Source organism: Micromonospora sp. NPDC047753 (assembly GCF_040642735.1).
Lineage (GTDB): Bacteria > Actinomycetota > Actinomycetes > Mycobacteriales > Micromonosporaceae > Micromonospora.
Genome location: NZ_JBEYSL010000365.1, coordinates 1 through 7,064, shown reverse-complemented (window position 1 = coordinate 7,064; position 7,064 = coordinate 1). Strand labels below are relative to the sequence as shown.

At 71.5% G+C, this 7,064-nt stretch carries 5 protein-coding genes; 3 read left to right on the top strand and 2 right to left on the bottom strand.

The window, feature by feature from the left end:
• Positions 1 to 193: 193 nt before the first annotated feature.
• Entirely contained in the window at positions 194 to 2,488 is a 2,295-nt protein-coding gene (locus ABZ749_RS25525) for an excinuclease ABC subunit UvrA (RefSeq protein WP_357232086.1), read from the bottom strand.
• 166 nt (positions 2,489 to 2,654) lie between these two features.
• On the opposite strand from ABZ749_RS25525, the gene ABZ749_RS25520 reads away from it, so the two are divergent.
• From ABZ749_RS25520 to ABZ749_RS25510, 3 genes are all read left to right on the top strand, one after another.
• Positions 2,655 to 3,383: a MerR family transcriptional regulator gene (locus ABZ749_RS25520; RefSeq protein ID WP_357232083.1), complete on the top strand. Its 729-nt coding sequence runs from the start codon at positions 2,655 to 2,657 to the stop codon at positions 3,381 to 3,383.
• 47 nt (positions 3,384 to 3,430) lie between these two features.
• Complete coding sequence (locus ABZ749_RS25515) at positions 3,431 to 4,639, top strand: D-alanyl-D-alanine carboxypeptidase (RefSeq protein WP_357232080.1); 1,209 nt, start codon at positions 3,431 to 3,433, stop codon at positions 4,637 to 4,639.
• Positions 4,640 to 4,709: 70 nt separating this feature from the next.
• Entirely contained in the window at positions 4,710 to 5,558 is an 849-nt protein-coding gene (locus tag ABZ749_RS25510; RefSeq protein WP_357232077.1) for a peptidylprolyl isomerase, read from the top strand.
• Positions 5,559 to 5,694: 136 nt separating this feature from the next.
• Here ABZ749_RS25510 and ABZ749_RS25505 read toward each other — a convergent pair whose 3' ends face one another.
• On the bottom strand, positions 5,695 to 6,732 hold the full coding sequence (locus tag ABZ749_RS25505) for a LacI family DNA-binding transcriptional regulator (RefSeq protein WP_350864793.1): 1,038 nt from the start codon (positions 6,730 to 6,732) through the stop codon (positions 5,695 to 5,697).
• Between the last annotated feature and the right edge of the window lie 332 nt (positions 6,733 to 7,064).

Genomic DNA, 7,064 nt, shown 5'->3' with positions numbered 1-7,064 from the left:
CACCACAGCGCGATGAGCAGCACGAAGATCAGGAGGAACACCGCGCTGTCGGCTGCGCCGAGGGCTCGGAAGACGGGTACGTACCATGATCCACTACAGCCGGACCACTACCGCCGGACCACTACCGCCGGCCCGCAGCCGCTCGTGCCGGCACCCGTCGCCGCTGTGCGCCGGCCGGTGGCGGGTACCGGCGTCAGCCCTGGCCGATCACCGCCGGGTCGTTGACGTACTCGCGGAGGTGCTTGGCGGTGAGGGTGTCGCCGGTGGCGACCAGTTCGGCCGGTGTGCCGGTGAAGACGATGCGGCCGCCGTCATGGCCGGCGCCGGGGCCGAGGTCGATGAGCCAGTCGGCGTGTGCCATGACCGCCTGGTGGTGCTCGATGACTATCACCGTGTTGCCGGCGTCGACCATCCGGTCGAGCAGGGCCAGCAGTTGGTCGACGTCGGCCAGGTGCAAACCCGTGGTCGGCTCGTCGAGGACGTACGTGGTGGTCTTCTCGGCCAGGTGGATGGCGAGCTTGAGTCGTTGCCGCTCCCCGCCGGACAGGGTGGTCAGCGGCTGGCCGAGGCTGAGGTAGCCCAGCCCGACGTCGACCAACCGGCCGAGGACGAGGTGCGCCGCCCCGCTGGGGAAGAACGCGTACGCCTCGGTGACGGACATGGTCAGCACCTCGTGGATGTTCTTGCCGCGCAGCGTGTACGTGAGCACCGTGTCGGTGAAGCGCCGTCCCTCGCACCGTTCGCAGACGCTCGCGACGCCGGCCATCATCGCCAGGTCGGTGTAGATGAGGCCGATTCCCTTGCAGGTCGGGCAGGCACCCTCGGAGTTGGCGCTGAACAGCGCGGCCTTGACCCCGTTGGCCTTGGCGAAGGCGGTGCGGATCGGGTCGAGCAGCCCGCTGTAGGTGGCCGGGTTGCTGCGTCGTGAGCCGCGGATCGGGGACTGGTCGACGATGACGACCCCGGACCGGCCGCGCAGGGAGCCGTGGATCAGTGAACTCTTGCCGGAGCCGGCCACGCCGGTGACCACGGTGAGGACCCCGAGCGGGATGTCCACGTCCACGTCGTGCAGGTTGTGCAGGTCGGCCTGGCGGATGGCGAGCTGCCCGGTGGGTTGGCGTACGTCGGAACGCACTGTCACCCGGTGGTCCAGGTGCCGGCCGGTGAGCGTGTCGGAGCGGCGCAGGCCGGGGATGTCGCCGGTGAAGCAGATCCGGCCGCCGTCGGTGCCGGCGCCCGGGCCGAGGTCGACCACGTGGTCGGCGATGGCGATCGTCTCCGGTTTGTGTTCCACCACCAGCACGGTGTTGCCCTTGTCGCGCAGCCGCAGCAGCAGGTCGTTCATCCGGGCGATGTCGTGTGGGTGCAGGCCGACGGTGGGTTCGTCGAAGACGTAGGTGACGTCGGAGAGGCTGGAGCCGAGGTGCCGGACCATTTTCACCCGTTGCGCCTCGCCGCCGGAGAGGGTCGCCGACTCGCGATCCAGGCTGAGGTAGCCCAGACCGATCTCGACCAGGGAGTCCAGCAGGTCGCGGAGGTTGGCGACGAGTGGCGCGGCCCCCGGGTCGTCGACGGTGCGGACGAACGCTGCCAGGTCGCTGATCTGCATGGCGGAGCAGTCGGCGATGGTGCGCCCGGCGATCCGTGACGACAGGGCGGCCGCGTTGAGTCGGGTGCCGCCGCAGTCGCCGCAGCTGGTGAAGGTGACCGCCCGGTCGACGAAGGCGCGGATGTGCGGTTGCATCGACTCGCGGTCCTTGGCCAGGAGGAGCCGCTTGACCTTGACCGCCAGCCCCTCGTACGTCCAGTTGTTGCTGCCCACCTTGATCTTGGTGGCCGGCTTGTGCAGGAAGTCCTCCCACTGTTGCGGGGTGAAGTCCTGGAGTTTGACGTCCGGGTCGAACAGGCCGGAGCCGACGATGGTCTGCCAGTACCAGGAGTCGACAGCGAAGTTGGGCACTGTGATCGCGCCGTCGTTGAGGGAGCGCTCGACGTCGACCAGCTCGTTGATGTCGAGGTCGGAGACCCGGCCCAGCCCTTCGCAGGTGGGGCACATGCCCTCGGGCAGGTTGAAGCTGAACGCCCCGGCGCCGCCGATGGACGGTTGGCCGAGCCGGCTGAAGAGGATCCGCAGCATCGCGTACGCGTCGGTGGCGGTGCCGACGGTGGAGCGGGAGTTGACTCCCATCCGCTCCTGGTCGACGACGATGGCCGCGCTGAGGTTGCGCAGCGAGTCGACGTCCGGCCGGTTGAGGTTCGGCATGAAGGACTGGAGGAACGCGCTGTAGGTCTCGTTGATCATGCGCTGGGACTCGGCGGCGATGGTGCCGAAGACCAGCGACGACTTGCCCGACCCGGAGACGCCGGTGAAGACGGTCAACCGGCGTTTGGGGATGTCGACCGAGACGTCGGCGAGGTTGTTCTCCCGCGCCCCGCGTACCTCGATCATGTCGTGGCTGTCGGCGGCGGACCATGCTGGCTGCGACATGCGAACCCTTCACGGAATCGTGGCGGGACTTTGCCCCGCCGGGCACTGGCGGGTTCCATTGTCTCATTCATCCCCATGTAGACAGTTCTGGCGAAGTTCGAGCGCAGGCAGCGGCGCTACATGCCGGAAAGTCTCAAATCACGTCGTAAGCGGTACGGTGGCTCGCGTGGACGTCGCCTCGCAGGATCGGCTGCGCGCCGTGGACCTGGCGGCCACCGTCGGGATCTCGGTGCAGCAGGTGCGCAACTACGTCGAGTTGGGGGTGCTGCCGCCGGTGCGGCGCACCGCCAGCGGCTACCGGATCTTCACGACCGAGCACGCCCGGGCGCTGACCGTGGCGCGGCGGTTGGCCGAGGGGCACGGTTGGAGCCGTACCCGGGAGATCATGGCGGCGGTGCACGCTGGTGACCTGCCGGCGGCCCTGGCGGCGCTCGACGGCGGCCATGCCGAGCTGGACCGGGAACGCGCCGAGATTCGCCGGGTGCTCGGCGCCTTCGAGACCGTGCTGGCCAGCCCACCGGCGACCCGACCCGCACCACGCCGCGGCGCCCGCATCGGCGAGGTCGCCGCAGTGGTCGGGGTCCGGACCTCACAGCTGCGGCTGTGGGAGGAGCGCGAGCTGCTGCGGCCGGGCCGCACCCCGGGGACCAACTACCGGGTGTACGACGAGGCGGAGCTACGCGCGGCGCAGGTCATCGCGTTGCTGCGGCGGGGCGCGTACCCGTTCGAGATCATCGCCGCGGTGCTGGGCGAGCTGCGGACCACCGGCAGCGCCCAGCGGGTCCGCGCCGAGCTGGGCCGCCGCGAGCAGGAGCTGCACACCCGCAGCCTGCGCCGGCTGCGGGGCAGCGCCGCCCTGCACGACTACCTGTGCGCTCGCGGCGACGCGACTTGACCGGCATCCCGTCCCGCCGGGCGATCCTCCTGACTAGGGTCGGGCACATGAGAGCTGCGCTGCTGGCGGCCACGACGTCCGCCGTCCTGCTCGCTCCCGTGCCGGTCGGTGCGACGGGAGCGTCCGCCGCGCCGACGGTGCGCTGCCCCCGGGTCCCGGTGCCGGCGGCGTCCCGACCACCCCGGCCGTCGCCCCCGCCCGCCGTGCCCGAGCAACGGATGATCGGCGGCGCGGCGCTGGACACGGCCGGCCTGGTCGTGCCGTCCGGCGCCGCCGCGCCGCCGAGGGTCACCGCCACGTCGTGGCTGGTCGCCGACCTGGACAGCGGCCAGGTGCTCGGCGGCTGCGGCCCCCACGAGTACGGCACACCGGCGAGCGTGCAGAAGCTCCTGCTGGCGGCCACGATGCTGCCCAGGCTCGACCCGAAGCAGATTGTCACAGTCACCGACGCGGACATGAACATCGAACCCGGCTCGTCGGCCGTGGGCCTGGTCGCGGGCGGCCGGTACACCATCGAGACCATCTGGCTCGGGTTGCTGCTCAACTCCGGCAACGAGGCCGCCAACGCCCTCGCGCGACTCGGCAGCGGAACGGACAGCGCCGCCGGCGTACGCGCCATGAACGAGCAGGCCCACCACCTCGGCGCGCTCCAGACGCACGCGGTCACCCCGTCCGGGCTGGACGGCAAGGGGCAGTTCACCAGCGCGTACGACCTGGCGCTGATCGCCCGTGCCTGCTTCGCCGAACCGAACTTCCGTCGGTACGCGCTGACCGAGCAGGCGTCGATTCCGGTCCAGCCGGCGCAACGCACCAAGGGCTTCGAGATCCAGAACGAGAACCAGCTCATCTACCGGTACCCGGGGGCGCTCGGCGGCAAGACCGGCTTCACCGACCTGGCCCGGCACACCTACGTGGGGGCGGCGGAACGCGGCGGGCGGCGGCTGGTGGTGACCCTGCTGGGCGCCGAATCGGCACCGGTGCGCGGCTGGGAGCAGGGCGCGGCCCTCCTGGACTGGGGCTTCACGCTGCCGCGGGACGCCGCCGTGGGTCGACTGGTCGAGCCCGGCGAGCTGACCGCCACCCCGTCGGCGGCGCCGTCCGCGCTGGCGGCACCCGGCGCGCCCCGACCAGCGGCGGCCAGCGGGCCCGCGCCTACCGGCTCGGGGTGGCTCTGGTCGGTGATGGCGGTCAGCGGCGCGACGGTGGTCGCGTTGATGGGCGGCGTGCTGTGGCGGCGTCGCCGTCGGATGCCCTGACGGATCGACATCGGGCGCTGCCATCCATAGACTCCGGTCTTTCTGGCTCCACCAGTCCAGGAGGATCCCTGTGTCGAGTGAACTCGAACCGCGCCCCGCAGTGGCGGCACCCCGCCGACCGGTGCGCGCCCTGACCCGCCTCGCGGGGGTGACAGTGCTCGCCGGGGCGCTGGTCGTCGGCTCGTCCGCCACGGCGCTCGCCGACCCGGGCCCGTCGGCCGACCCGGTGCGCGTCTCCGCCGCGCCGACCGTTGCTGCCGACGCCGCCACCCGACCGCCGCGCACCACCCACGGCCCGTGCGCGTACACCGAGACCCCGGATGAACCCGCGGCCCGGCCGGTGCCGCTGCCGCCCGACCCGCGACGCACCCCGGCCCGGGGCAGCGTCCGGGTGACCCTGGCGACCAACCACGGGCCCATCGGGTTGACACTGGACCGGGCCGCGGCGCCGTGCACGGTGCAGAGCTTCCTGCACCTGGTGAGCAAGCGGTTCTACGACCGCACCCCGTGCCACCGGCTCACCGCGTACCCGACGCTGAGCGTGTTGCAGTGCGGTGACCCGTCCGGTACCGGTGAGGGCGGTCCGGGCTACCGGTACCGCGACGAGTTGCCGACCGACCTGCCGCCCGCGCCCACCGACCCGACCGGCGAGCGTCGGGTGTACGCCCGTGGCGTGCTGGCCATGGCCAACGCCGGGCCGGACACCAACGGCAGCCAGTTCTTCCTGGTCTACGCCAACTCCGCGTTGCGCCCCAACTACACGATCTTCGGCGAGGTCGACGGGGCGGGCCTGGCCACGCTGGACCGGATCGCCGCCGGGGGAGTGGCACCGACCGCCGAGGACCCGGCACCGGTCGACGGCGCGCCCGCACTGCCGGTGACCATCCGCAAGGCCGTCCGCTGGCACCACCACCACTGACCGTGCGGCGCGGTGGGTGACCGTCGGTCGCTCACCGCGCCGACCGTGGGTGGGCTCCCGGTCAAGCGCGGCCTCGCCGGAATTTTCGGGAACGGACCGGAACCGGTCCAACCGGTTTCCAACGCAGGTCAGGCCGTCACGCCGAGGCGGGCGACCCGGTCAGCGGGGCGGCGGTGCTGTCCCGAACGACCAACTCGGTGGCGAGTTCCACCCGGGGCGAGTCGATGCCCTCGCCCTGGGCCAGGCGCAGCACGGTCCGGGCAGCCAACCGTCCCATCTCGACCAACGGCTGGCGCACGGTGGTCAGCGGCGGTGAGGCCCAGCGGGCTTCCGGCAGGTCGTCGAACCCCACCACGCTCACGTCGTCCGGCACGCGCAGCCCGCGCCGCCGGATGGCCTCGTAGACGCCGAAGGCCATCTGGTCGCTGGAGGCGAAGATGCCGGTCGGGGGGTCGGCGAGGTCGAGCAGCGCGGTCCCGCCGGCGAAACCGGAGGCGTGGTAGAAGTCGCCTGGATAGATCAGCGCGTCGTCCACCGGCACCCCGGCGGCCTCCAACCCGGCCCGGTAACCGTCGAGCCGGGCCCGGCTGCACAGCAGGTGCGTCGGCCCGGCCACGAAACCGATGCGCCGGTGCCCGATGGCGAGGAGATGTTCGGTCGCGGCGAGCCCGCCGGCCCAGTTGGTGGCGCCGATCGTGGGCACGTCCATGGCCGGTACGCCGGCCGGGTCCACGACCACCACCGGCACGTTGAGGCGACGCAGTTGCGCGTGCAGTGGCGGGCTCAGGTGCGAGGTCACGAAGATGACGCCGTCGGTGGCCCGGGTGCGCAGGTTCTGCAACCACTGCCGGGCCGCTGTGGGTTGCCGGTGGATCGCGGAGACCACGGTGCCGACACCCGCGCCGTGCCCGACGTCCTCCACGCCGCGAATGATCTCCACGGCCCAGGGGCTGTCCAGGTCGTTGAAGACCAGATCGACGAGACCGGCGCGGCGAACGCTGCGGCTGGTGCGACGCCGGTAGCCGTGGTGGCGCAACAACTCCTCGACCCGCTCCCGGGTGTCCGGGGCCACATCGGAGCGTCCGTTGAGCACCCGTGACACGGTCGGCACCGAGACTCCGGCCTCCCGTGCGATCGCGGTGATGGTCACCCTGCGTCCGTCGTCCGCGCCCACCCGCGTCTCCTTCACCGAGCCGGAGGAACGACCACCAGGCGTCGCCCACCGTGTGTCCCGAAACGGCGTGCCCGTTCCACGCGTCATCTTGCCTCACCGACGGGGGTTGACGACATGCCAGGCCGACCGAAGCTTCGCTTGAGTTGCGGAAAAGTTCCGGAGATTTTCCGGTTACTTTCGGTTGGCGGACCAGATGGATCCTGGGATGGTGGCCCTGGTCGGGCTGATAGACAGGACTCGTGCGCTACCGCCTGGCCGTCGTCGGATTTCGGGCTCAGGTCGGAATTAGCGAGTTCGGTCCCGTGCAGGCGACATTAATGACCACGATGCCG